This window comes from Mesorhizobium sp. EU05-FHT14A09 (genome assembly GCF_058790995.1).
Map to the genome: position 1 here is coordinate 106,070 of NZ_JBYTDF010000008.1, position 21,451 is coordinate 127,520.

At 61.8% G+C, this 21,451-nt stretch carries 19 protein-coding genes; 18 read left to right on the forward strand and 1 reads right to left on the reverse strand.

Annotation, left to right across the window (positions count from 1 at the left end; all coding sequences use genetic code 11):
- Positions 1-78: 78 nt before the first annotated feature.
- The 10 genes from AC3WTO_RS23480 to AC3WTO_RS23525 all read left to right on the forward strand — a co-directional run bounded on the left by AC3WTO_RS23480 (position 79) and on the right by AC3WTO_RS23525 (position 12,086).
- Positions 79-1,422 (forward strand): aspartate aminotransferase family protein, encoded by a 1,344-nt coding sequence (locus AC3WTO_RS23480; RefSeq protein ID WP_492463379.1) that lies wholly within the window; start codon positions 79-81, stop codon positions 1,420-1,422.
- A gap of 75 nt (positions 1,423-1,497) precedes the next feature.
- Entirely contained in the window at positions 1,498-2,931 is a 1,434-nt protein-coding gene (locus AC3WTO_RS23485) for a xylulokinase (protein ID WP_492463378.1), read from the forward strand.
- Between the two features lies 1 nt (position 2,932).
- The gene (locus AC3WTO_RS23490; RefSeq protein ID WP_492463377.1) at positions 2,933-3,664 is read left to right on the forward strand and encodes a glucosamine-6-phosphate deaminase; all 732 of its coding nucleotides are present in this window, start codon (positions 2,933-2,935) and stop codon (positions 3,662-3,664) included.
- Positions 3,665-3,721: 57 nt separating this feature from the next.
- Complete coding sequence (locus AC3WTO_RS23495; protein ID WP_492463376.1) at positions 3,722-4,615, forward strand: dihydrodipicolinate synthase family protein; 894 nt, start codon at positions 3,722-3,724, stop codon at positions 4,613-4,615.
- An 807-nt stretch (positions 4,616-5,422) separates the two neighbouring features.
- Positions 5,423-7,030, forward strand: a complete 1,608-nt coding sequence (locus AC3WTO_RS23500) for an ABC transporter substrate-binding protein (protein ID WP_492463375.1) — start codon at positions 5,423-5,425, stop codon at positions 7,028-7,030.
- Positions 7,031-7,053: 23 nt separating this feature from the next.
- Positions 7,054-8,229, forward strand: a complete 1,176-nt coding sequence (gene argE / locus AC3WTO_RS23505; protein WP_492463374.1) for an acetylornithine deacetylase — start codon at positions 7,054-7,056, stop codon at positions 8,227-8,229.
- On the forward strand, positions 8,226-9,200 hold the full coding sequence (locus AC3WTO_RS23510; RefSeq protein ID WP_492463373.1) for an ABC transporter permease: 975 nt from the start codon (positions 8,226-8,228) through the stop codon (positions 9,198-9,200). The genes argE and AC3WTO_RS23510 overlap by 4 nt, the downstream gene beginning before the upstream one ends.
- A gap of 2 nt (positions 9,201-9,202) precedes the next feature.
- Entirely contained in the window at positions 9,203-10,135 is a 933-nt protein-coding gene (locus AC3WTO_RS23515) for an ABC transporter permease (protein ID WP_492463372.1), read from the forward strand.
- 2 nt (positions 10,136-10,137) lie between these two features.
- On the forward strand, positions 10,138-11,115 hold the full coding sequence (locus AC3WTO_RS23520; protein WP_492463371.1) for an ABC transporter ATP-binding protein: 978 nt from the start codon (positions 10,138-10,140) through the stop codon (positions 11,113-11,115).
- Entirely contained in the window at positions 11,112-12,086 is a 975-nt protein-coding gene (locus tag AC3WTO_RS23525; protein ID WP_492463370.1) for an ABC transporter ATP-binding protein, read from the forward strand. The genes AC3WTO_RS23520 and AC3WTO_RS23525 overlap by 4 nt, the downstream gene beginning before the upstream one ends.
- A 131-nt stretch (positions 12,087-12,217) precedes the next feature.
- Here the strand turns inward: AC3WTO_RS23525 and AC3WTO_RS23530 are convergent, their stop codons facing one another.
- Entirely contained in the window at positions 12,218-13,138 is a 921-nt protein-coding gene (locus AC3WTO_RS23530; protein ID WP_492463369.1) for a LysR family transcriptional regulator, read from the reverse strand.
- Positions 13,139-13,412: 274 nt separating this feature from the next.
- Between AC3WTO_RS23530 and AC3WTO_RS23535 the strand changes: the two genes are divergently transcribed.
- From AC3WTO_RS23535 to AC3WTO_RS23570, 8 genes are all read left to right on the forward strand, one after another.
- Positions 13,413-14,600 carry an ABC transporter substrate-binding protein gene (locus AC3WTO_RS23535; protein WP_492463368.1) on the forward strand — a complete coding sequence of 396 codons (1,188 nt, stop codon included), beginning with the start codon at positions 13,413-13,415 and terminating at the stop codon, positions 14,598-14,600.
- Between the two features lie 63 nt (positions 14,601-14,663).
- Positions 14,664-15,467: an ABC transporter ATP-binding protein gene (locus tag AC3WTO_RS23540; protein ID WP_492463367.1), complete on the forward strand. Its 804-nt coding sequence runs from the start codon at positions 14,664-14,666 to the stop codon at positions 15,465-15,467.
- The gene (locus tag AC3WTO_RS23545; RefSeq protein ID WP_492463366.1) at positions 15,464-16,168 is read left to right on the forward strand and encodes an ABC transporter ATP-binding protein; all 705 of its coding nucleotides are present in this window, start codon (positions 15,464-15,466) and stop codon (positions 16,166-16,168) included. Before AC3WTO_RS23540 ends, AC3WTO_RS23545 begins: the two co-directional genes overlap by 4 nt.
- 2 nt (positions 16,169-16,170) lie before the next feature.
- A complete protein-coding gene (locus AC3WTO_RS23550; protein WP_492463365.1) occupies positions 16,171-17,184 on the forward strand; it encodes a branched-chain amino acid ABC transporter permease in 1,014 nt (337 codons plus the stop codon).
- A 1-nt stretch (position 17,185) separates the two neighbouring features.
- Positions 17,186-18,490 (forward strand): branched-chain amino acid ABC transporter permease, encoded by a 1,305-nt coding sequence (locus tag AC3WTO_RS23555; RefSeq protein ID WP_492463364.1) that lies wholly within the window; start codon positions 17,186-17,188, stop codon positions 18,488-18,490.
- 56 nt (positions 18,491-18,546) lie between these two features.
- The gene (locus AC3WTO_RS23560; protein WP_492463363.1) at positions 18,547-18,756 is read left to right on the forward strand and encodes a hypothetical protein; all 210 of its coding nucleotides are present in this window, start codon (positions 18,547-18,549) and stop codon (positions 18,754-18,756) included.
- Complete coding sequence (locus AC3WTO_RS23565) at positions 18,753-20,192, forward strand: amidase (RefSeq protein ID WP_492463362.1); 1,440 nt, start codon at positions 18,753-18,755, stop codon at positions 20,190-20,192. The genes AC3WTO_RS23560 and AC3WTO_RS23565 overlap by 4 nt, the downstream gene beginning before the upstream one ends.
- A complete protein-coding gene (locus tag AC3WTO_RS23570; protein ID WP_492463361.1) occupies positions 20,189-21,448 on the forward strand; it encodes a methylaspartate ammonia-lyase in 1,260 nt (419 codons plus the stop codon). The genes AC3WTO_RS23565 and AC3WTO_RS23570 overlap by 4 nt, the downstream gene beginning before the upstream one ends.
- The last annotated feature ends 3 nt before the right edge of the window (positions 21,449-21,451 follow it).

The following is a 21,451-nucleotide window of genomic DNA, read 5'->3' on the forward strand; positions in this document are numbered from 1 at the left end:
TATTCCATTCGTTGTCGTTGACATGTCATCATACTCATTATAATAAGTATGCAAACTTGTTCTCCGAGGAGAGATTTGATGCCTGCATACAAGACACCCTCGCGTTCCACCCGGAGCCGAGACTATTTTGCCCGCTCCAGCGAGATCATCCCGAGCGGTGTCAACAGCACGGCGCGCGCCGTCTGGTCAGGCTGGGATCCCTATCCGTTGTTTGTGGACCGCGGTACCGGTTCGCGTCTCTTCGACGTCGACGGCAATGAGTATATCGACTATCTGCTCGGCCTCGGGCCGATGATCCTCGGCCATCGTCCGCAGAAGATCACCGATGCCGTCGTGGATTTCATCCAGAACCGCGGTACGGTTTTCGCCATGCCGGCGGCCGAAGAGATCACGCTGTCGGAAAAGATCATCGCGGCAGTGCCGGCGATCGAGCAGGTTCGCCTGTGCAACACAGGAACCGAAGCGGTGCTCTATGCGGTGCGTCTCGCCCGTGCCTTCACCGGTCGCAAGAAACTCATCCGTTTCGAAGGTATGTATCACGGCTTCTCCGACGGCGTTTACTGGAGCAAGCATCCAACCCTGGAAACGGCTGGCCCCGACAGGACCCCGAAGGCTATCCCTCAGGGGCCTGGTATGCCGGCTGGCCTCGATGATTCCCTGATCATCCTGCCGTGGAACGATGTCGAGGCGTTACGCGACGCGATCGCCCGCGAAGGGCAGAACATTGCTGCCGTCATCACCGAAGCGGTGATGTGCAACACCGGCTGTATCCTGCCTGAGCCAGGTTACCTCGAGGCGATGCGCGAATTGACGGCCAAGGCCGGCATCATCCTGATCTGTGACGAGGTGATCACCGGTTTCCGTCTCAGCCTCGGCGGCGCGCAAGGCTACTACGGTCTCCAGCCCGATCTCTCCACCTTCGCCAAGGGCCTCGGCGGCGGTTTCCCGGTCGCAGCACTCGGCGGGCGCAAGGACATCATGGCGCTTGTCGCGGACGGTACCGTCTCGATGGCGGGCACCTATGCAGCCAACGGCATCGCGGTGACAGCGGCCAATGCAACGCTCGACCAGCTGGCGACGCCTGGCCTCTACGATACGCTTTACCAGCGTTGCCAGAAGCTGTTCGACGGGTTGGAGAAGGTGATCGCCGATAACGACATCCCGGCCTATGTGACGGGCGTCGGACCGGTCATGCAGCTCTGGTTCGCCGACAAGCCGATCCGCAACTATCGCGACGCTGCACGTTATGCGCGTCACGACGTGTTCCGGACCTGGTGGGAAGAGATGCTCGACCGTGGCGTCCTCTTCCATCCCGGCGCATTCGAGAACCTGTTCATCTCTTTCGCGCACACCGAGGACGACATCGCGCAGACCGTCGCCATCGCAGGCGAGGCGATGCGCGCGGTCAAGGCAAAGCACTAAACTTCCGGCAAGGCGCCTTTGCATGCAGGCATGAAGCCTGCAAAGCTCAGGCGCTTTCTCCCCTCAGGGACCGCAATGAAGAACGATAACGTCATCCTCGGTATCGATCTCGGCACCTCGGCCATCAAATGTGTGGCGATGTCGGTGTCGGGTCAGATCATGGCCACGACCGAGGCGGCGTTTCCCGTGACAAGGGAGTTGCCTGGCCAGGCCGAGCAAAATCCGCTCGACTGGCTGGCTGCCCTGGAGGCTGCGATCAAGCAGTTGGACGCAGACGTTGCAAAACAGGTCTCTGCCATCGGCTTGACTGGTCAGTTGCCTACTCTGGTCTGCCTGGAGCGCGACCGGCCGCTGCCATCCGCGATCACCTGGATGGACAGCCGGGCCGATGCCTGGGCTTCGGGTTTTCTCGACGAGCCCAAGCGGCAGATGATCTACGAACGGACGGGCATGCCCATCGATGGGCGTTACCTGGCACCGATGTTTCGTCATCACCTCGACTGTTTCGGCAATGGCGTTACCACGATCCTGTCCGCCAAGGATTTCCTGCATTTCGCGCTGACAGGTGAATTGACGACCGATCCGTCGACCGCGGCGGGATACGGTCTTTACGATCTCGACGACAAATCCTGGGCTTCGGAACTTTGCGCCATATGGGGTGTCGACACGTCTTTGCTGCCGGCAATCCGACCGGCTGAAGCGACGAGCCCGCTTCGCGATGACGTGGCGACGCGCCTCGGCTTGTCGGCAGGCGTACCCGTAGCCGTCGGCTGCGCGGACTCGGTCGCCAGCGTCTACGCCATGGCCGGCCTCGGCAGCGGCACGGTATGCGTGACCACGGGGTCCAGCACCATCATCATGGACAGTTTGCGTGATCCGTTGCGCGACCCGCAACGGCGTTACCTGCTGACGCCTCATGCTGTCGACGGTGTGTTCGGACGCGAGATGGACCTGCTGTCGACCGGCACCAGCTATCGCTGGCTGAACGACTTGCTCGGCTGGGACAATGGCAGGATCGATGCGGCGGCTGCGTCATCGCAGGCCGGCGCCAACGGCCTGATGTTCTCGCCCTATCTGGCTGGAGGCGAGCAGGGCGCGTTGTGGAATCCGAACCTGCGCGGCGTCCTGCATGGCCTGACGGTGCAGCACAAGGCGCAGGACATCGCCCGTGCCTATCTGGAGGGCGTACAGTTCGAGATCCGGCGCTGCATCGACATCCTGGCGGAGACCTCGAAGATCGAGCGTGTTGTCCTGGCTGGTCACGCCGTGTCGCATGTCTCGACGCGGCAGATGCTGGCCGACATACTGGGGCGCCCGGTGGTGAGCTATCATCATTCGTCGCCGGCAGCGATCGGTGCGGCACTGCTGGCGGTTCCTCAAAATGAGCGTCCTGCACCGACGGCATCGCAGACAGATGTGGTTGCTCCCTCAGTCACGTCCACGAACTACGAAAAGATTTACCGGCGCTATTCAGCGCTCTTTCCAGCGATTGCCGAGGCTTCGGACTAAGATGACAAAATTGAACGTGACGTGGGCGGCGGATCGCGCAGCCATGGCGGAGCTTGCCGCGAATTATGTCAGTGCTGCGCTGCTCGATGGCTCGGTGACAAGCCTTGCCTTGCCGACAGGAGACACCCCGATCGGCATGTATGACGAGCTGTCGAAGCGTTGCCAGCGCGGCGAAATCAGCTTCGGCGACGCGACGCTGTTCAACCTTGATGAGTATGTCGGAATGTCGCCCGACAATCCGCGCAGCTATCACGCCTTCATGCGCCGCCATCTGATCGACCGCATCAATGCAGCCGAGGGCCAGGTCAATCTCCTGCGTGGTGATGCTCCCAATGCAGACGAGGAATGCCGTTCCTTTGACCGCGCCATCGCCGCGGCCGGCGGAATCGACCTTGCCGTTCTGGGGCTTGGCGCCAATGGGCACATCGCCTTCAACGAGCCTGGCGTCTCATGGGATCTTGACACCCATGTGGTCTCCCTGGACGAGAGGACACGGCAGGCGCATCGTCCCAACTTTCCCGACGAAGCCAGCGTGCCAAGCACGGGCGTGACCATGGGCATCAACACGCTGCGCTCTGCCCGGAAGGTGCTGCTGCTATGCGCCGGCGAAAGCAAGCGCGAAGCGATGGCCGCGCTGCTCGCCGGCCGCGAGGATCCAGCCTGGCCGGTTACCAGCCTGCTCGGGCATAGCGACTTGCTGGTTGTTGCCGAAGAGACCTTGATGCCATCCTGAAGCATCGTCTGGACCGGGCGCTGTCAGTCCGACAAGATCAATGAATGGGAGCCGAACATGACCTGGACTGGTGTCTTTCCTGCCGTAACGACCAAGATGGACGCCTCCGGCGTTATCGATCTCACGGCCACCCAGGCAAGCATCGATCGCCTCATTGCCAACGGCGTGTCGGGCGTCATCGTGTTGCCGATGCTTGGCGAAAATGCCTCGCTCACGCAGGCTGAGCGCGATGCCGTCGTGCGGGCAGCCAAGGAAGTTGTTGCGGGGCGCGTGCCGCTTCTTTCGGGCCTGGCGGAGCTCTCGACAGACAATGCCGTTGCCGCGGCGCGCAACTATCAGCGGCTCGGAGCGGAAGGGTTGATGACGTTTCCGTCTCTCGCCTATCGCACGGATCGGCGCGAGACAGCGGCTTGGTACAAGACCGTCGCCGAAGCCAGCGATCTGCCGATCATGATCTACAACAACCCGCTCGCCTATAAGGTTGATGTCGACGTCGAGACGCTGAAGATGCTGGCCGACGTCCGTGGCATCGTCGCGATCAAGGAAGAGACCGGCGACATCCGTCGTGTGACTGACCTCTTCAACGCCTTCGGCGATCGTTTCGATATCTTCTGCGGCGTCGACGACCTCATCCTGGAAAGCGTGGCGCTCGGCGTCGTCGGCTGGGTATCGGGCATGACCAATGCCTGGCCTGCGGAATGCGTGAAGCTGTTCGAAACGGCCAAGCGCGGCGACTTCGCTGCAGCCCTGCCGCTATACCGCCTGCTGACGCCGGCCTTCCATCTCGATACGGATGTCAAACTCGTCCAGTACATCAAGCTTGCCGAGCATCTTGTCTACGGTGCTGCAGAGCATGTCCGCGCCCCGCGCCTGCCTGTGGTAGGGGAGGAGCGGGCGAATGCCGAGGCCGTTATCAAGAGCACTATCACGGCCTTGGCCGGGACGAAGTGACAACCTGTCCTTGAGAGCATTTGTAGCTAAGTGCAATCGCTTGGCGTTACAAAATGCGACGAAAACAAAAATCTAGAGCGTTGCCGCGTTTCCGTGAAAAACGGAAACGCTCTAGGCACAGGGCGTTCCCGGGCTGCTAGCCGGCAACGCATGCGCGGAACAGATCGACTTCTCGAAAATCCTGAATCCTGTTCACCTCCACTGGTGAGGTTTCTCTGTGCGCTGCAAGGTGCGGGAGAGATTTCTTCGGATGCGGGTTTGTTCGCGTGATGCCTGAGCTCGCCAAATCCGGCCTCGAGCAACAACTCTTCGAGTGTCGATGCGCCGCGGATTTCCTCTCTGAGGCATGGGGCGAAGTGCGTTTTTCAGCCCGTATCAGTATACTGTTTTGACGAACTTCAGTTGTTCCAACCCGCTTGAATGATCAGCCTTTCTCGTTCGACGGCACGGTAAATTTCGACAAAGACGGTCATGTCCGCCGATTTGTGAGCTTTTTTCGGCTCTCGTCATAAAATTTTATGCTTGAACTGTATACTGTATCGTGCGTTACTCGGTGAACGATGATGGCGTCCCGCATCTTGGTTCGCCCCGTATGCGTCAGTCGAATGGGAGGAGCCATGATGATTGCCCGCAGCACTTCACGCACATGCGCGGTGGTCGGGTCCGCCAGCGGCGACGCCGTGCGTTCCATCAATTTTGTGCTCAACGCCTGAGGCGGTTGGGGCCGGCTTTCCAGCAGCATTGAAACGGAACCTCGGAGAATCCGTCATGGAGCTCCGGGACAAGAAAAAGCAACAGGAGGAGACGATGGCGATACGGGTTGGGGGCGCTGGCAAAGCGTCGAAAATGCAGCGGCTGCTTGCGTCCTGCGCTTTGATGGCAGGTCTGGCGGTAGCCCCGGCACAATCCGCCGAATTCAAGTGGGCTGCGCCGCTGGATGCGTACACGCTGGATCCGCATGCCGTCGACAACACTTTCGTGCTGTCGGTGTTGAGCAATGTCTATGAGCCGCTGATCCGGCGCGCTGCCGACCTCTCGCTCGAACCGGCGCTGGCGACTGAATGGCATCAGGAAGGCGATGTCTGGCGCTTCAAGCTGCGCGAGGGGGTGAAGTTCCAGAACGGCTCCCCGTTCAATGCCGATGACGTCGTGTTCTCGTTCAACCGTTCGCAGCATTCCGGTGTCGAAGGCATGCTGGCAACGGTGGAGTCGATCAAGCGCATCGACGACTACACCGTTGAAATGAAGACCCGAGGTGTCGACCCCATCCTGCCGCTCGAGATCACCGAATGGCTGATCATGGACAAGGAGTGGGCGGAGGCCAATGGCGCGGTCAAGGCTGCCTCGGCCGACAACAAGGATGAGAGTTTCGCGACGCGCAACATGAACGGCACCGGCCCATTCAAGGTGACGGAGCGCGAACCCAACATCCGTACGGTGATGGCCGCCAATCCGGACTGGTGGGACAAGCCGCAGCACAATATCGACAAGTCGACTTTCTTCGTCATCGCCAATCCCGCGACCCGCGTTTCAGCGCTGCTGTCAGGCGAAGTCGACATGATCCAGGCGGTGCCGCCCCAGGACGCCGAACGTGTCGGCAGCACCGAGGGTTTCCATGTCATGTCGGGACCGGATGTGCGCGTCATCTATCTGCAGATGGATGTGGCTCGCGACGAACTGCTGTTTTCGAGCGTAAAGGGTGCCAACCCGTTCAAGGACCAGCGCGTGCGTGAGGCGCTGCGACTGGCCATCGACAGCGAGGTCATCCACAAAAAGGTGATGCGCGGCTTCTCGGTGCCGACCGGCACGCTGGTTGCCAAGGAGGTCAACGGCTACAACGACGCCGTCGGTGCGCCGACCGCGCCGGATGTGGAAAAGGCCAAGAAACTCCTGGCCGAGGCAGGTTATCCGAACGGTTTCAGCGTGACGCTGGACTGCACCAACGACCGCTTCGTCATGGACGAGGCGATCTGCATCACCCTGGCAGGTCTGATGGCGCGCATCGGTGTCGACGTTCAGCCACGGGCTCAGACGGTCGGCCGCTGGGCGCAGCAGATCAATCCGCCGGAATACAAGACCAGCTTCGCCATGGTCGGCTTCACCCCGGCCACCTACGACGCCCACAACATGCTGCAGACCATCGTCGGTACGCGTGATCCGGATAGTGGCCGCGGCATCTTCAACATCGGTGGCTATTCGGACAAGAAGGTCGACGACCTGATCGCTCGTATCCAGGTCGAGACAGACGCCGACAAGCGGCGCGGGCTGATCGGCGAGGCGCTCGGCATCATCAAGGAGTCCGCGGCCTACATTCCGCTGCACCAGCAGATGGTGATCTGGGGCATCAAGAACGGCATCGACCTGAAACAGCGTGCCGATGGTGGTCTGCCGCTGCGCCTGATTCATCTGAAATAGCGTCAGCGAAGGAAGGCATGGTCATGGCAGAGCTCTCCGTCGCCGATCATCTGGCCCGGCTTGTCGGCTTCAACACCATCAGCGAAGCCTCCAATCTCGACCTCATCGACTGGATCGAAGAGTTCTGCCGGCCTTACGGCGCGCGTATGCGCCGGTTTCCAAACCAGGCCGGCGACAAGGCAAGCCTGCTGGTCAGCATCGGACCGGATCGGCCGGGCGGCATTGTCCTGTCCGGCCACACCGATGTGGTTCCGACTACGGGTCAGGACTGGCTTGCCGACCCGTTCGTCCTGCGCAGCAGCGAAGGACGGTTGATTGGCCGCGGCACCACCGACATGAAGGGTTTCCTGGCTTGCTGCCTGGCAATGGTGCCAGCCTGGGCACACGCCGAGTTGCGGCAGCCAGTGCACCTTGCCTTTTCTTATGACGAGGAGGTCGGCTGCACCGGCGTCGGACCGATGGCTGAATGGATAGGGCAATCGGCGATCAGGCCACGCCTGGCCATTATCGGCGAACCATCCTCCATGCAGGTCATCAATGCGCACAAGGGCGGATTGATCGGTTGGGCAACCGTCACCGGCAAGGCTGGCCATTCCTCACAGCCTGATCGTTACGTCAACGCCGTGATGATTGCTGCCAGGCTGATTGCCTTCATCGAGGATCTGCGCGGCGAAATGCGGACGGGGCCGTTTTTCGAGACGCTTGACCCGCCCTACAGCACTATCCAGGTCAACACCGTTCAAGGCGGCAGCCACGGTAACATCGTGGCTGCCGCGTGCCGGTTCTTCTGGGAAATGCGTATCATCCCCGGCCAGAGCGATCATGCCGTGCTCGACCGGATTGCCAGCTATGCCCGCCGGGAGCTCGAACCGGCGATGAAGGCGATCGATCCGGCTTGCGGTATCGATTTCGACATTCAGGCACGCATACCGGCGTTGCTGCCGAATGCCGATCTTGGGCTGCAGGACGACGTGATGAACCTGCTCGGACAAACGGCGCCGCGAGCGGTGTCGTACGGATCCGAAGCCGGCATCTTCCAGGAAGCGGGTGTGCCCGCCATCATCTGCGGCCCTGGCGATATCGCGCAGGCTCACCAGCCCGAGGAATTCATCAAGCAGTCGCAACTCGATGCGTGCATCGCCTTTCTCGAACGCCTGACCGCGACGTTCAGCGACAGTCAGTCCAGGGCGGCGGAATGATCCTCTATTCGCTCTCACGCCTGATACAGGCCTTGGTCGTGCTGGTTTGCATCAGCCTGATCGGCTTCCTGCTGGTTTCCAATCTCGGTGACCCACTGGCAACATTGTTGCCGTCCGACGCCACGCAGGCGCAGCGCGATCAACTCATCGAAGCGCTCAATCTCAATGCTGGCGTCATCGAGCGTTTCGGCCTCTTCCTCAGCGATATGGCACGTGGTTCGTTCGGCATCTCCTACCGTACGCATGAGCCGGTCTCGCAGCTCATCGCGCAGCGACTGCCTGCAACCGTCGAGCTTGCCCTGGTCAGCCTGGCGATCACGGTTCTGCTTGGCGTCTCCGGTGGCGTCTATTGCGGTGTCCATCCCAATGGCCCGATCGCCAAGGCGATCATGGTTGTTTCCCTGGCGGGCGTCACACTGCCGACATTCGTGCTCGGCATCCTTTTGATCCTGGTGTTTTCAGTCAATCTCGGCTGGTTGCCGTCTTTCGGACGCGGTGGTGTCGTTGCCCTGGGCGACTGGTGGACCACAGGTTTCCTGACCGTATCGGGATGGCGCGCACTGGTGCTGCCGTCGATCACTTTGGCAATGTTCCAGGTGACCTTCGTGCTGCGCATGATCCGGAGCCAGCTGCTTGAAATAGGTCAGACGGACTATATCCGCTTTGCGCGCGCGCGAGGGCTGCCCGAAGGATTGATCTGGTATGTCCATGCGTTGAAGAATGCACTGGTGCCGGTCGTTACCATCATCGGGCTTCAGCTTGGCAACATCATCGCCTTCTCGGTGGTGACGGAATCGGTGTTCGCCTGGCCTGGGCTCGGCCTGCTGTTCCTGCAGTCGATCCAATCGGCCGATATTCCGGTGATATCCGCCTATCTGATCCTCATCGGCGTCATTTTCATCGTCATCAATCTGTTGGTCGAGTTGAGCTATCCGCTGCTCGATCCACGGGTGTTGCGGCGGGGGAGATAAGCATGGCACTCCCGGCAAGCGGAACCTCGCATCCGCCGCGTTTCCCCATCCTTGCGCAATTGCTGCGCTCGCCAGGCACCGCAGCAGCAGCATTTGTCGCCATTGGCCTGATCGCCGCGGCGTTCCTCGTGCCGCCGCTGATGGCGCAGGATCCGTTCGCTCCCGGCGGCGCCGCCATATGGGAGGCTTTCACGCCGCCGGTCTGGATGGAAGGTGGCAGCTCCGCCTATCTGCTCGGCACCGACAATCAGGGGCGCGACATGGTCGCCTCGATGCTGTTCGGCCTAAGGACATCGTTGGTTGTCGGTTTTCTTGCCGTCGGCATCGGGCTTGTACTCGGGGTGACGCTCGGGCTCGTCGCCGGCTTCGTCGGCGGCGTGGTCGATGCCGTCATCATGCGGCTGGCCGACATCCAACTGGCCTATCCCGCCCTGCTGCTGGCGATGATCATCAGTGGCGCGGCGGGCACCGTCACCGGACCGCAGCGCAGCGTTTCGGCGGCGATCACCATCGTCGTGGTTTCGATCGGCATTTCGTTCTGGGTGCAATATGCGCGCACGGTGCGCGGCTCGGTGCTGGTCGAGCGCGACCAGGACTATGTCGCGGCGGCACGTATCACCGGGCGTTCATCGGTGGCAATCATGTTTGCCCATATCCTGCCGAACGTCATGGGCCCGGTGCTGGTCATCGCCACCATAAACCTGGCGATCGCCATCATCACGGAAGCAACGCTGAGCTTTCTCGGCATTGGCATTCCGCTGACCCAGCCATCGCTTGGCACCATCATCCGCAACGGCAACAGCTACCTGCAATCGGGGGAGTGGTGGATCGTGGTGTGGCCGTGCCTCCTGCTCATCGTCTTTGTCATCGCCGTCAACGTGCTTGGCGACTGGATGCGCGATGCGCTCAATCCTCGACTGAAGAGGCGGGGCTGACCATGGACGCTCTGCTCGAAGTCCGCGACCTGACGGTCACCTTGCGCAATGCCGCCGGCGAGGTGACGGCGCTTGACCAGTTGAGCTTTGATGTGAAGCGCGGAGAAGTGCTGGGTCTCGTCGGCGAATCCGGCGCCGGCAAATCATTGACCGGCGCGGCTATCGTCGACCTGCTGGTACCGCCGCTGAAACGCACCGGCGGTCGCATATCGTTGAGCGGAGAGCGTCTCGACGGGCTGTCCGAGAAACAACTGTCTGGTATCAGAGGCAGGCGGGTCGGCTATGTCTTCCAGGATCCGCTGACCAGTCTCAATCCTGTGCTCACCGTTGGTCATCAATTGACGGAGACGATAGCCGTCCATGCCGGCGCAGACAGGGCGACGGCGAGACGGCGTGCCCTGGAGTGGATCGGCCGGGTTGGCATATCCGAGCCGGAGCGACGCTACGGTCAATATCCGCATCATTTCTCGGGTGGCATGCGGCAGCGCCTCGTCATCGCGCTGGCGTTGTGCGGCGAGCCGGACCTGATCATCGCGGATGAGCCGACGACGGCGCTCGATGTTTCCGTGCAAGCGCACATCCTGACCTTGTTGAAGCGCCTGCATGAAGAGACGGGTACAGCGATCATCCTGATCACACATGACCTGGGTGTCATCGCCAAGATGGCAGATCGCACCGGGGTGCTTTATGCAGGGCGCCTAGTCGAGATCGGGCCGACTTCGCAGGTGCTGCTTGCGCCGCGCCATCCCTATACGCAGGGCCTGGTGCGTGCGACGCCCGATCATCGCGCCAGCACCGCGCGGTTGTCGCCCATCCGCGGCTCGATGCCCGGGCTGGGACGAATTCCGTCCGGTTGTCCGTTCAGGCCACGTTGCGACCACGCCGAGGCCGACTGCGCTGAAACCCGACCAGGACTCGCCCAGAACGGCCATGTCGAGGTCGCCTGCCATCATCCGCTCCTACTGGGTGCTACCGCATGAGTTCGCCGCTGCCGAGGTCTGACCTTCTGGTCGTCGACAATGTGCGCAAGACTTTCCAATCGTCGCAGGGCTGGTTGCATCGGCTGACGGGGCAGGTGCCGCCGCGAGCCACGGCGCTTGACGGTGTCAGCTTCAGCATCCCGCGCGGCACGACCTTTGGTCTGGTTGGTGAGAGCGGCTGTGGCAAGTCCACCCTGGCGCGCATCATCGCGGGGCTGATGCAGCCCGACAGCGGCAGCGTTTCACTGCTGCAGGCGGACGGCCGTCGTCCGCGCCTGCAGATGATCTTCCAGGATCCGTTCTCATCCTTGAACAGCCGTTGGCGCATCGATCGGATCATCTCCGAACCAATCCATGCCCATCGGCTCAGAAGCGGCAAAGCCGTTCGCCGTCGCGTCGATGAGTTGCTCGAACATGTCGGCCTGTCGCCGGCCGATGCGATGAAATATCCGCATGAATTCTCCGGTGGTCAACGTCAGCGCATTTCAATTGCGCGCGCTCTCGCCGGCGAGCCGACATTCCTGATCTGCGACGAGCCGACGAGCGCGCTCGACGTTTCCGTCCAGGCGCAGATCCTCAATCTCCTGAAGGATCTGCAGGCGGAATTCGACCTGACCTATCTGTTCATCACCCACAATCTGTCTGTCGTTCGGGTGATGGCGCACCGGATCGGTGTCATGTATCTCGGGCAACTGATCGAAATCGCCGAGCAGGATGCCCTGTTCGATCGACCGGCGCATCCCTATGCGGAAATGCTGCTTAAGGCAGCGTCGGATCTCGACGTGGCTGACCGTTCGCTTCATCCGATTCCAGGCGAAGTACCCGGCCTGCTCGCCCTGCCGCCAGGCTGCCGTTTCCAGAACAGATGCCCCTGGAGCGAGGAGCGCTGCGCAACGACGCAGCCGCAGATGGCCCTTTCGGGCAATTCGTCGGTTCGCTGCTTTTTCCCGCGTAACGAACTGGCTTCCTGAAAGGCCTATTTCAAACCGATCGGCGGTGAAAAGGCGCAGGCCATGTTGCCCCGGATAGAAATCAGCTCGTTCAAGAGACCGATCTCCCTCATGTAGAAGCGGATGAGAACTCCTCGCGGCGCACCTTGTCTTCAGCCTGGAACCCGTCTTGGCCAGTCGCCGGATTTGACGAGTTGGCCGCAGGTCTGGATGACCTGGCGGGCGACCGCTTGGGTGGCGGCGTCATCGGCATATCGGTGCGCGATGCTCAGCCTTGCGGTGCGTGAGATCGTGGGCTGCACGATTGGGAAGCCGCGCATGCGTCCGGCAGACCATTCCGGCAGGAATGCCGACGGCGCGAGGATGGAGAAGCCGCGACCCGCCGCGACCTGCTCCAGGATGTTCCACAGCGAGTCGATTTCCAGCTCGATCTTGAGCGTCACGCCGAGGCTTTCTGCCACTTCGCCGATGATCGTCGCCGGGCTGTGCCTGCCGGTCGGAAGCAGCAGGGGCAGTCCGGCGATCTCGTTGAGAGATATGGTGTCGGCGGATCTGTCGAAACTTGTGGGCGCAACAAGATGAAAGTCTTCATGCGCCAGGATCGGTTCCACCCCTCCGATGTCAGCGCGCGCATAGGTTACCGCCATGTGCAATCCGCCGTTGCTCAGCCAGTCGCGAAGGTAGCCCGTCATGGCCTCCGCTATCCGGATGGTGACGCGAGGAAGGTTGTTGTGGATTGCCTCCAGCAAAGGGGTGACGAGCACGCGGCTCGCACCGGAAGGAATGCCGATGGCGACGGTGCCCGCCGGGGTATTTCGATCGGTTTTCAGCTCATCCTGCGCGAGCGCGAGCTGTCGCAGGATGATGTTGGCGTGATCCAGGAGTTTCTCGCCAGCCTGGGTCAGCGTCACGCCCTTGGGTTCGCGATTGAACAGGCTCACGCCCAGATCGTCCTCGATGCGTCGGATGTGCAGGCTGAGCGCGCTTTGGGCGACATTCATCCTCTCGGCGGCGCGTGAAAAACTCTGCGCTTCGGCCACCCCGACGAAATATCTCAATTGCCGAATGTCCATGCGTCCCCCGAATGCGGGTTTCCTACGCCATATCGGATATCAATGCCTATCTCGAATCAAGATGGCGTCCGCCGCAATACTCTATTGGTTTATGGGTATCTGCTTATGCAAGATATCACGAAATTGAATGGGGGAGTTCAAGGCCGACCGATCCTCGGCCGCAGAATCATCAAGTACGAAAAAGGACGAGTGAGCACGGCGCCGAGTCTGGAGGAGGGCACGGTGCATCGCGATTTGCCTGACTCGGAAATTCACAATCAAGGGGAGGAATATCTTGAAGAAAGCACTTTTAACATTTGCAGCAATCGGCACGCTGGTGTCGGCAACGGCAGCCCAGGCCGAGGACGTAAAAATCGGGATCGTGCTGGGCTTCACCGGCCCGCAGGAATCCATCATGCCGGGTGTGGCGCAGGCCGCGGAGACCGCGCTCAAGGAAGTCAACGACAGTGGCAAGTTCCTGGATGGCAAGAGGCTGGTGGCGGTGCGCGGCGACTCGACCTGTGTCGACGCTGCTGCCGCCACCGCGACCGCCGAGCGTCTGGTACGATCCGAAAATGTCGTGGCCTTGATGACGGATTGCTCGCCTGTCAGCACCGCCATCTTGAATGGCGTGTCTATCCCCAACGGGGTGCCACAACTGTCGCCTTCGGCAAGCTCGCCTGCTCTGTCCACGATCGACGATCATGGCCTGTTCTTCCGCACCAGTGCGTCCGATGCGCGGGCCGGCCAGGTGCTCGCGGATGTCATCAAGAGCAAGGGCTACGGCAGCATCGCCATCACTTACACCAACAATGATTACGGCAAAGGCTATGCCGATGCCTTGAGTGCCGCGTTCAAGGAACTGGGCGGCAAGGTCACTGTCAGCGTCCCCCATGAAGATGGCAAGGCTGACTATTCGGCCGAGGTCGCCACGCTTTCGGCGGCGGGCGGTGATGCGTTGATTGTGCTGGGCCTCGCCGACCAGGGTGGTCTTGGTGTCATCAAGGCTTCCGTCGAACAGGGCGCGTTCAAGGTTTTCGGCCTGGGCGACGGTATGTACTCCGACGCTCTGCTGAAGGCCGTCGGCAAGGATATCGGTGGTACGTTCGGTATCTATCCTTCGGCCGAAGGTGAAGGCAATGATGCGTTCGCAAAGGTTGCCGCCGCGGCAGGATTTGAGCCGGAAAAGGCCTACCGGGGCCAAAGCTATGATGCGGCGGCACTGATGGCGCTCGCGATGGCAAAGGGTGGCAAGGCCGACCGCGCCACCATCGCGGCAAACATGCTCGATGTCGCCAATGCCCCTGGAGAGAAGATCCTGCCGGGTGAACTGGGCAAAGCCCTGGATATCCTGAAGAAGGGCGGCGATATCGACTATGTCGGCGCCACCAATGTCGAACTGATTGGCCCTGGCGAAGCTGCCGGAAGCTATCTCGAATACGAGGTCGTCGACAGCAAGTTCAAGCCGGTTGGCACGCGCTGACCTCTGATCCAGCGGATAAAGTGTGGCGTCGGCTCACTGGTCGACGCCACGCGGGATGAAGACATGATCAGAGTTGAAAATCTGCATATGCATTTCGGCGGCATCCACGCGGTGGATGGGGTTTCGATCGCTATCGAGAAGGGATCGATCACCGGACTGATCGGCCCGAACGGCGCCGGCAAGACGACGCTCTTCAACGTCATGGCCGGGCTCTACAGGCCGACGTCCGGGCGCGTGATACTCGATGGCGAAGATGTGAGCGGCATGGCCCCCCACCATCTGTTCGGACGGGGCCTGTTGCGCACGTTCCAGCTGCCGCGCGCTTTCTCAAAACTCACGGCGCGTGAGAACCTGATGATGGTGCCGGCCAATCAATCGGGAGAGAGGCTGTGGCAGGCCTGGTTCCGTCGGCGTCTCATTGCCGAAGAAGAGCAAAAAATTGCTGAAAAGGCGGATGAGGTGCTGAGATTTCTCGGGCTGCACCATGTGGCGGACGAACTCGCCGGCAACCTTTCAGGCGGCCAGAAGAAGCTGCTGGAGCTCGGCCGCACCATGATGGTTGACGCCAAGATCGTGTTCCTCGACGAGATCGGCGCGGGTGTGAATCGAACCTTGCTCGGCACGATCGGCGACGCGATCGTCAGGCTCCAACGGGAACGGGGATACACCTTCTGTCTCATTGAACACGACATGGACTTCATCGCGCGGCTTTGCGATCCCGTTATCGTGATGGCCGAAGGCAAGGTCCTGGCCGAAGGGCCGGTCGAACAGGTCAAGGCAGACGAACGCGTCATCGAGGCCTATCTCGGGCGGGGGCCGGCGCGTCGGCGCAAGACCGATGTTCGCCAGGCGGAGGTCGCGGCATGAGCCTGCTTGCCGGTGAAGGGATGTGCGGCGGCTACGGCGGCGCCGATATTCTCAACGATTGCACGATCCAGGTCGACAAGGGCCAGGTCGCGGTGATTGTCGGCCCGAACGGTGCCGGCAAGTCCACCGCAATGAAGGCACTGCTCGGAATGGTATCGTTGCGCACGGGAAGCGTGAGGCTTGCCGACAAAGACATCGGGAAGCTGTCGCCACAAGAGCGCGTTTCCGCCGGGATCGGCTTCGTTCCGCAGACCGACAATGTCTTCACGTCCCTGACGGTCGAGGAGAATCTCGAGATCGGCGCCTATCTGCACCGCGAGAATTTCTCGACCGTGGCGGCCGAGATCTACGAGCTGTTTCCGGCATTGAAGCAGAAACGCCATCAATTCGCCGGGGAGCTCTCAGGCGGCCAGCGGCAACAGGTGGCAATCGGACGGGCGCTGATGACACGCCCGCAGGTCCTTCTCCTGGATGAGCCGACGGCTGGCGTAAGCCCGGTGGTGATGGACGAGTTCTTCGACCGCGTCGTCGACATCGCTGAAATGGGCATAGCCATTCTCATGGTCGAACAGAATGCTCGGCAGGCGCTCGAAATAGCGGATCTTGGCTATGTCCTGGTGCAGGGACGCAACCGCTACACGGATGCCGGCGAGGCGCTGCTCGCCAATCCGGAAGTACGGTCGACTTTTCTCGGAGGGTAGTGGTGGACGGGTTTCTCAACGCGGCGGTTCTGTTCGCCAATTTCGTGCTCGTGCCTGGCTTCGCCTATGGCGCGCAGCTTGCACTCGGTGCGCTCGGCATCACGCTGATCTTCGGCATCCTTCGTTTCGGCAATTTCGCGCATGGTGACCTGATGGCGCTCGGTACGGCCGTCACGATACTGGTTACCTGGTGGCTCCAGGCGCATGGTGTGTCGCTGGGGCCGCTTCCGACCGCGCTTTTGGCTTTGCCGATAGGCGTTGCTGCAGCCGTGGCGATTGCCCTGATTTCCGATCGACTGGTGTTCCGTTACTACCGGGTCACCCGCGCGACGCCGGTCACCTTCATGATCGCATCGGTGGGCGTGATGTTCGTCCTGAATGGCCTGGTGCGCTTCATCATCGGCGTCGATGACCAGAATTTTTCCGACGGAACCCGCTTCCTGGTCACACCAAATGGTTTTCGCGACATGACTGGTCTGGCGGAGGGCCTTGCCATCCGTTCGACCCAGGTGCTGACACTGGTTGTCGCCCTCGTCGCCGTCGCAGCATTGTTCTGGTTTCTGCAGAAGACGGTGACCGGCAAGGCGATGCGCGCCTTCTCAGACAATGAGAACCTGGCCAGGCTGTCGGGAATCGAGCCGGGCGTCATCGTGGCCTATGCCTGGATCATCGCGGCGACGCTGGCCACGCTCGCCGGCGTGCTCTACGGCCTCGACAAGAGCTTCAAGCCGTTCACCTATTTCCAACTCCTGATGCCGATGTTCGCTGCTGCGATCGTGGGAGGCATCGGTCAGCCGGTTGGGGCCATTGTCGGCGGTTTCCTGGTCGCCTTCTCGGAAATCAGCCTGACCTATGCCTACAAGAAACTGTTTGCCTATGTCGTGCCTGACAGCTGGGCACCCGACGGGCTGATCCAACTTGTCGCGACCGACTACAAGTTTTCGATTTCATTCGTCATTCTCGTTTTGACGCTGTTGATGCGCCCGACCGGCCTGTTCAAGGGAAAGGTGATCTGAGATGTCGCGCTCCGATAACCGATTGGCCCTATGGGCACTCATCGCTGCACTGCTGATTGCGGTAGCGATCTTCCAGGATGTGGCGGTAGCGCTGACGATAGCGCAGCTCTGCCTGATCTCCGCGCTGATGGCGTTGGGCATCAACCTGCAATGGGGTTACGCCGGTCTCTTCAACGCGGGCGTCATGGGATTTGCCGCACTGGGCGGGCTTGCGGCGACGCTGGTTTCCGTGCCGCCAGTCAGGGAAGCCTGGGCGCTCGGCGGCAAGGGCATAGCCGCCGCCGCGATCGCATTCGTCGCTACGGTGGCTCTCATCGTCCTGTCGAACAGAAAGATGCGCGGATGGCTGCGTATCGCGGCGACGGTGGTGTCAGCCATGATCGGATACGCGATCGTCAGCCATTTTCTTGCGCCAGCCATTCTTGCCGTCGAAAGCCATGACGCGGCACAGACCGGTTACTTTGGCGGGCTCGGCTTGCCAGTCATGTTGTCCTGGCCGGTGGGAGGTCTGCTGGCAGCGGGTGCTGCCTGGCTGGTCGGCAGGATCACGCTCGGCTTGCGCGCGGACTACCTTGCCATTGCGACACTCGGCATCGCGGAGATCATCATTGCGGTGCTCAAGAACGAGGAATGGCTGGCGCGCGGGGTCAAGAACGTCACCGGTCTTTCCCGTCCTGTGCCTTTCGAGGTCGATCTGCAGCAGGCGCCATGGTTCCAGCCTTTGGTTTCGCTGTTGGGTGGCGATGGAATAACGGCTGCCGCCATCTTCGTGAAATTCTCCTACCTTGTGCTGTTTGCCCTGGTGCTGGCCGCTGCCTACTTCCTGGCGGAGCGGGCACTGCATTCACCCTGGGGCCGGATGATGCGTGCCATACGCGACGACCGCGAGGCCGCCGCCGCGATGGGCAAGGATGTCTCGGCCCGCCATCTGCAGATCTTCGTACTCGGTTCGGCATTGATCGGCATAGCAGGGGCGATGCTGACCACGCTGGACGGCCAGTTCACCCCGGGGGCTTACAATCCGCTGCGCTTCACCTTCCTGATCTGGGTGATGGTTATCGTCGGTGGTGCCGGCAGCAACATGGGAGCGGTACTCGGGTCGTTCTTCGTCTGGTTTGCCTGGATCGAGGCGGAGCCGCTCGGCCAGTGGCTCGCCAATACGATCGTCGCGGGCTGGCCCGCGGACTCGCTGCTGCGCATCCGCCTGCTCGACGTCGCACCGCATTTGCGCCTGGTCCTGATGGGGCTGGTGTTGCTCCTGGTCATGCGGTTTCGACCGGCCGGTCTCATACCGATGCGGGGTTAGCGGAACTGCCGGTCGCACCCGTCCATTTCCAGAATCCTATTCGAAGGATGTCTCCCTTGAATGAAGAGCAGAAGACCGCCGATGACATCGCATCCTATGTGGAAAACCGCATTCTTGATGGCTTGTCCGCAGATCGTCGAGCCAGCGTGGCGCGGGAGGTGATGGATCTCGCCGAGGCGGTGGCCCAGACGCCGTTACCTGCGGACGCCGAACCATCCTCCTATTTCCGGACGATGGCCGGTTACGCAACGGATGCATCGCGATGAAGACGCTGGCCGAACTCTCGCACGCCCTGGAGGCGCGCCTGATATTCTCACGGGAAGTCGTCGAACTGGCTCTGGCGGCCGGGGAGAAGTGGCAACCGCGCATCAACGCCTTCCGCGCAACCTACCCGCAAGCGGCCATGGCGACGGCAGGGCTGCACGACGCACAGGCCAACAGGCGTGAGAAAGGATCGCTGCGCGGCATCCCGCTTGCTTACAAGGATATGTTCGATTGGCCCGGGCACCGATCGAGCTACGGCTCCAGAATTCCCCAGACGGAAGTGCCGGCCACCGCCGCCACGGCATTGGCCCGGCTCGAAGCCGCTGGAGCCGTCACGGTCGGGTTTCTGTCCATGTCCGAGTTCGCGCTCGGGCCGACCGGTCACAATGCGCCGTTCGGCCATTGCCGCAATGCCGTCGACCCGCTCAGAATCGCGGGCGGTTCCTCTGCCGGCTCGGCCTCGGCAGTCAGCGCCGGCATCGTTCCTGCATCGCTCGGTTCGGATACTGGCGGTTCGATCCGCATCCCAGCTTCGGTGAACGGTGTCACCGGCCTCAAGCCCACGCAAGGCCGCATCAGCCGCGCCGGCGCGATGCTGCTTGCGCCTTCGCTCGATTGCGTCGGCCCAATCGGTCGTAGCGCTGAAGATTGCGGCTTGATCCTTGCCGCCGTTTCCGGCACCGATCCGCGTGATGCGACGGCGCTGGGGCAGGCCTACAGGCACGAGGCGCTGCAGGGGCACAAGGGTCTGCGCTTAGGCTTTCCGAAGGACTTCGGTGCCGAGCATGTCGATGCCGATGTATCGGCTGCGGTCGTCGATGCGGTTCGCAAGCTCGAGAGGGAAGGGGCCTCGGTGGTCGGTGTCGATTTGCCGGAGATCGGTCTCCTGCACAGGCTTGCCGATGCGATCCAGAAACCGGAATCCGCAGCCGTACACCGTGGGCGGCTGACCGGGCGGGCAATGGATTACACCCCGCATATCCGCAGACGCATCGAGGCAGGATATTTCGTTCCGGCAACGACCTACATCGATGCCCTGGCGCAGCGGGACCTTTGGTTGCGGCGGTTTGTCGACGAGACGCTGGCGGACGTCGACGCGCTGATCGTGCCGACTGTTGGTGTCGCGGTGCCTACGATCAAAGAAACTGACGAAGAGGCGCGCGGCGCCATGCCCGACCTGGTGGGGCGTATGACCCGCTGGACCCGCTGGCTCAATTATCTCGGCGTGCCAGCATTGACGGTGCCATGCGGGCGGGACCGCAACGGCATGCCTGTCGGCATGCAGATCGTCGGTCGTCCTTTTGCGGAGGCTCGGCTGATCCAGATCGGCATGCTCTTTCAGTCACTCACCGAGTGGCATCTCCAGGTGCCGGATCTCTTCTCCGACCCGACGCCGGTCGCCCGGCACGCTAACTCACAGGATCGCATACAGGCATGAAGATAGAAGACGTACTTTTTGCTCCAGGTATGGGGGCATTCTTCTACGACGACCAGGCTGCGATCCGGGGTGGTCGGCACAATGACGGCTTCTTCTACCTGGGGGAGCCGGTGACGGCCGGTTTCGACGCAGTGCGCAAGCCTGCAGCTTCGCTCGGTGTCGGGCTCGTCCTGTCGAATGGCGCGACCGCCTGGGGCGACATGATGAGCGTCCAGTATGCCGGAGCGGGTGGGCGCGACCCGCTTTTCGATGCCGCCGCGATGCAACTCCTGTGTGAGACGGTCATCGTTCCGAGGCTGCTCCACCAGGACGTCTCGAACTTTCGTGCCGCATGCAGCACAGTGCTTGCCGCTCATCCCGATGGGCGGCGGTTGCCGCTGGCGCTTGAGTACGGGGTGAGCCAGGCCTTGCTTGCCGCTTCGGCGGCCGCACGCAACGCAACGATGGCGGAGGTCGTCGCCGAGGCGTTTTCAACGCCGCTGATTGCGAGACGCATTCCGGTCTATTCCCAGAGCGGGGACGAGCGGAAAACCAATGTCGACAAGATGATCCTGAAGTCGGTCGACATTCTGCCGCACGGCCTGATCAACGCGCGCTCGAAGTTTGGCGAGCGCGGCGAAGTTTTCCTCGACTATGTGGACTGGGTGGCACGCCGCATCGAGACGCATGGCCGGCGGGGCTACAAGCCTGTCCTGCATTTCGACGTCTACGGCTGGATCGGACTTGGCGTGGGGCTCGAGCCCTCGACCATCGCCGATTTCATCGCGCGCGTTGCCGAGCGCGCGGCGCCGTTCGAGCTCCAGATCGAGAGTCCCGCGGACTACGGCAGCCGCGACGCCCAGATCGAGGGCTTTGTCCGCATCATGGATGCACTCACGCGCATTGGCTGCCATGCCAGGATCGTCGCAGACGAATGGTGCAACACGCTCGAAGACGTGCGCGCCTTCACGGAAGCCAAGGCCGCGCATCTCGTCCAGATCAAGATGCCGGACGTCGGTAGCATCGCAGACAGTGCGGAGGCGGTGCTCACCTGCAAGCGCAGCGGCGTCGGTGCGTATCTCGGCGGCAGCTGCGTCGAAACCGACCTCTCGGCGCGTGCATCGGTGCATATCGCGGTGGCAACGGGCGCAGACATGATCCTGGCCAAGCCGGGCATGGGCGTCGACGAGGCAATATCGATCGTCGGCAACGAGCAATCGCGGCTGCTGGCTCAGTTGGCGCGGCGGCCTGCTGCGCTGGCGCAGACACATCAATAGCGG

Excerpts from the sequence above, each read along its gene's own strand:
- AC3WTO_RS23480 (WP_492463379.1), top strand. The coding sequence starts at position 79 with ATGCCTGCATACAAGACACCCTCGCGTTCCACCCGGAGCCGAGACTAT.
- AC3WTO_RS23485 (WP_492463378.1), top strand. The coding sequence starts at position 1,498 with ATGAAGAACGATAACGTCATCCTCGGTATCGATCTCGGCACCTCGGCC.
- AC3WTO_RS23490 (WP_492463377.1), top strand. The coding sequence starts at position 2,933 with ATGACAAAATTGAACGTGACGTGGGCGGCGGATCGCGCAGCCATGGCG.
- AC3WTO_RS23495 (WP_492463376.1), top strand. The coding sequence starts at position 3,722 with ATGACCTGGACTGGTGTCTTTCCTGCCGTAACGACCAAGATGGACGCC.
- AC3WTO_RS23500 (WP_492463375.1), top strand. The coding sequence starts at position 5,423 with ATGGCGATACGGGTTGGGGGCGCTGGCAAAGCGTCGAAAATGCAGCGG.
- argE (WP_492463374.1), top strand. The coding sequence starts at position 7,054 with ATGGCAGAGCTCTCCGTCGCCGATCATCTGGCCCGGCTTGTCGGCTTC.
- AC3WTO_RS23510 (WP_492463373.1), top strand. The coding sequence starts at position 8,226 with ATGATCCTCTATTCGCTCTCACGCCTGATACAGGCCTTGGTCGTGCTG.
- AC3WTO_RS23515 (WP_492463372.1), top strand. The coding sequence starts at position 9,203 with ATGGCACTCCCGGCAAGCGGAACCTCGCATCCGCCGCGTTTCCCCATC.
- AC3WTO_RS23520 (WP_492463371.1), top strand. The coding sequence starts at position 10,138 with ATGGACGCTCTGCTCGAAGTCCGCGACCTGACGGTCACCTTGCGCAAT.
- AC3WTO_RS23525 (WP_492463370.1), top strand. The coding sequence starts at position 11,112 with ATGAGTTCGCCGCTGCCGAGGTCTGACCTTCTGGTCGTCGACAATGTG.
- AC3WTO_RS23530 (WP_492463369.1), bottom strand. The coding sequence starts at position 13,138 with ATGGACATTCGGCAATTGAGATATTTCGTCGGGGTGGCCGAAGCGCAG.
- AC3WTO_RS23540 (WP_492463367.1), top strand. The coding sequence starts at position 14,664 with ATGATCAGAGTTGAAAATCTGCATATGCATTTCGGCGGCATCCACGCG.
- AC3WTO_RS23545 (WP_492463366.1), top strand. The coding sequence starts at position 15,464 with ATGAGCCTGCTTGCCGGTGAAGGGATGTGCGGCGGCTACGGCGGCGCC.
- AC3WTO_RS23555 (WP_492463364.1), top strand. The coding sequence starts at position 17,186 with ATGTCGCGCTCCGATAACCGATTGGCCCTATGGGCACTCATCGCTGCA.
- AC3WTO_RS23565 (WP_492463362.1), top strand. The coding sequence starts at position 18,753 with ATGAAGACGCTGGCCGAACTCTCGCACGCCCTGGAGGCGCGCCTGATA.
- AC3WTO_RS23570 (WP_492463361.1), top strand. The coding sequence starts at position 20,189 with ATGAAGATAGAAGACGTACTTTTTGCTCCAGGTATGGGGGCATTCTTC.